The sequence below is a fragment of the Streptomyces marokkonensis genome, from assembly GCF_039539045.1.
In the GTDB taxonomy this organism is placed as follows: Bacteria; Actinomycetota; Actinomycetes; order Streptomycetales; family Streptomycetaceae; genus Streptomyces; species Streptomyces marokkonensis.
This window is the reverse complement of record NZ_BAABCQ010000325.1, coordinates 1-3,145: the sequence shown is the minus strand read 5'-3', so window position 1 is coordinate 3,145 and position 3,145 is coordinate 1. Positions and strand designations below refer to the sequence as shown.

The 3,145-nt window shown below is 74.1% G+C and carries 1 protein-coding gene; it reads left to right on the top strand.

All coding sequences use genetic code 11. From position 1 onward, the window contains the following. Positions 1–3,145, top strand: a 3,145-nt coding sequence (locus ABEA26_RS35485; protein ID WP_345598131.1) for an SDR family NAD(P)-dependent oxidoreductase, incomplete at both ends; no start/stop codon positions are given.

Genomic DNA, 3,145 nt, shown 5'->3' with positions numbered 1-3,145 from the left:
GCGCGCGGCGGACGGAGCTGCCGACGTATCCCTTCCAGCACCAGCACTACTGGCTCGACGCGAACGACGGTCCGGTCGTCGAGGCCGATCCCGTCGACGCCGCCTTCTGGGCCGCGATCGAGGCCGGCGACACCGGCGTCCTCGCCGACGACCTCCAGCTCAAGGCCTCCGTGCTCGACGAGGTCCTGCCCGCGCTCGCCTCGTGGCGCCGCCGGGAGCAGAACCGCGCCCGCGTCGACAACTGGCGCTACCAACTCGGCTGGGACCGCGTGGCCACCACCGACACGTCTCCCGGCACCCTGTCCGGGACGTGGCTCCTGGCCGTCGGCACCGACGGCGGCCCGCTCGCCGAAGCCGTCGCCACCGGACTCGCCGACCGCGGCGCACAGCTCGTACGCGTCGAGGTCGACACCGAGAACACCGACCGGGAGACCTTGGCCGCCGCCCTGCCCGACGAGAGCTTCTCCGGCGCCGTGTCGCTCCTCGCGCTCGACAGCCGGCCGCACCCCGCCCACCCCGCCTGGTCGCGCGGCATGATCGGCACCGTCGCCCTCGTCCAGGCCCTCGGCGACGCCGGGATCGAGGCACCCCTGTGGGCCCTCACGTCCGGCGGCGTCGCCGTCGGCGGCCCCGGGGAACTGACCGACCTCTCCCAGCACGTCATGTGGGGCGTCGGCACCGTCCTGGCACTGGACCACCCCCGCACCTGGGGCGGCCTCGTCGACCTGCCCGCCGACCCCGGACTGCCCGACGCGGCCACCCTCGACCTGCTGTGCACCGCGCTCTCCGGAACCGACGACGAGGACCAGCTCGCCGTACGCGCCGACGGCCTCCACGCCCGCCGCATGCGCCGCGCTCCCCTCGACGGCGCACCGGCCACCAGGCGCTGGACCCCGAGCGGCACCGTCCTCGTCACCGGCGGCACGGGCGGCACCGGAGCCCACGTGGCCCGCCGGCTCGCCGAGCGGGGAGCCGAGCACCTGGTGCTGACCAGCCGCCGCGGACCCGATGCCCCCGGCGCCGCCGAACTCCGCGCCGAACTCGAGGCGCACGGCGCGCGGGTCACCCTCACCGCCTGCGACATCACGGACCGCGACGCCGTCGCCGCTCTCCTCGACGCCGTCCCCGCAGAACTGCCGCTGACCGCCGTCCTGCACCTGGCCGGCGCCTCCCAGACCGAGTCACCCCTGTCCGGGCTCACCGTCGAGCAGTTCGCCGAGATGGGCCGTGCCAAGATCGACGGCGCCCGCCACCTCGACGACCTGCTCGGCGACCGCGAACTCGACGCCTTCGTCCTCTTCTCCTCCGGCGCCACCGCCTGGGGCAGCAACGGCCTCACCTCGTACGCCGGGGCCAACGCCTACCTCGACGGCCTGGCCCACCGGCGCCGTGCCCGCGGACTGACCGCCACCTCCATCGCCTGGGGCGCCTGGGACGGCGGCGGCATGGTCGACGGCTCGATGGCCGGCGAGTTCGGGAAGCTCGGCCTCTCCCTGATGGACCCCCAGCTCGGCATCGCCGCCCTGGAACAGGCCGTCCAGCACGACGAGACCCACGTGGTCGTCGCCGACATCGACTGGACCCGCTTCGCCCCCGCCTTCACCCTCAGTCGTCCCCGGCCCCTGCTCCGCGGCCTGCCCGAGGTCACCGAAGTCCTCACCGGCACCACGGACGACGCCCCCGCCGCCGACGTCTCGACCCTGCGCGCCGAACTCCTGCGGCTCACGCCCGCCGACCAGGAGCAGCTCCTGGTCACCCTGGTGCGCACCGAGGCCGGAGCCGTCCTCGGTCACACCGGCACCGAAGGCGTCGACGAGGACCGGGCGTTCAAGGAGATCGGGTTCGACTCCGTCACCGCGGTCGAACTGCGCAACCGACTCAACGCCGCCACCAGGCTGCGGCTGCCCGCCACCCTCGTCTTCGACTACCCGAACCCCAGGGTGCTGGCCGAACTCATCCACACGGAACTCCTCGGGGACGCCGTCGCCGAGGACCGGCCAACGGCCGCCCCGGCCCCCGCCCCCGCGACCGACGACCCGATCGCTATCGTCTCCATGAGCTGCCGCCTCCCCGGTGAGGTCACCTCGCCCGAGGACCTGTGGGCGCTGCTCGCCGACGGCCGCGACGCGCTCGTCGACTTCCCGGCCGACCGCGGCTGGGACCTCGACGGCCTCTTCTCCGACGACCCCGACACCCCCGGCACGACCTATGTCCGCAAGGGTGGCTTCCTGCACGGCGTCGCGGACTTCGACGCCGAGTTCTTCGGCATCAACCCCCGCGAGGCCCTGGCGATGGACCCGCAGCAGCGGCTCCTGCTGGAGACCTCGTGGGAGGTCTTCGAACGGGCCGGCATCGACCCGACGTCCCTGCGGGGCAAGGACGTCGGTGTCTTCACCGGCATGGGGGCCCAGGACTACACCCCGCGGCTCGGCGGCGGCACCTCGGGCACCGAGGGCTACGCCCTGACCGGCAGCGCGGGCAGCGTCGCCTCCGGTCGGGTCTCGTACAACCTCGGCCTGGAGGGCCCCGCGCTCACCATCGACACGGCGTGTTCGTCGTCGCTGGTGGCGATGCACTCCGCGATGCAGGCGCTGCGCGGCGGCGAGTGCTCGCTCGCCCTCGCCGGCGGCGTGGCCGTGATGTCCAGCCCCGGAGTCTTCGTCGAGTTTTCGCGGCAGCGCGGCCTCGCCCCCGACGGCCGCGTCAAGGCGTTCGCCGACGGCGCGGACGGCACAGGCTGGGCGGAGGGTGTGGGCCTGCTGCTGCTGGAGCGGCTGTCCGACGCGCGGCGCAACGGCCATGAGGTCCTCGCCCTGGTGCGCGGCAGCGCGGTGAACCAGGACGGTGCGTCCAATGGTCTGACCGCGCCCAACGGCCCCTCGCAGCAGCGGGTGATCCGGCAGGCCCTGGGCAACGCGGGTCTGTCGGCGGCCGACGTGGACGCGGTGGAGGCGCATGGCACGGGTACGTCGTTGGGTGACCCGATCGAGGCGCAGGCGCTGCTCGCCACCTACGGCCAGGAGCGCTCCGGCGACGACCGGCCCCTGCTGGTCGGCGCCCTCAAGTCGAACATCGGTCACACCGGGGCGACCGCGGGTGTGGCGGGTGTGATCAAGATGGTGCAGGCGATGCGGCACGGGGTGCT